Consider the following 255-nt stretch of genomic DNA (forward strand, 5'->3'; position numbering starts at 1 on the left):
CTGCGTGCGCTTTACGCCCAGTAATTCCGATTAACGCTTGCACCCTCCGTATTACCGCGGCTGCTGGCACGGAGTTAGCCGGTGCTTCTTCTGCGAGTAACGTCAATTGCTGAGGTTATTAACCTCAACACCTTCCTCCTCGCTGAAAGTACTTTACAACCCGAAGGCCTTCTTCATACACGCGGCATGGCTGCATCAGGCTTGCGCCCATTGTGCAATATTCCCCACTGCTGCCTCCCGTAGGAGTCTGGACCG

The 255-nt window shown here is 54.9% G+C and carries 1 rRNA gene; it reads right to left on the bottom strand.

The features are described 5' to 3' along the window. Window positions 1-255: ribosomal RNA gene (locus NNO03_RS22665) — 16S ribosomal RNA — on the bottom strand; the annotation flags it as partial.

The organism is Citrobacter sp. Igbk 16, assembly GCF_028069755.1.
Taxonomy (GTDB): domain Bacteria; phylum Pseudomonadota; class Gammaproteobacteria; order Enterobacterales; family Enterobacteriaceae; genus Citrobacter.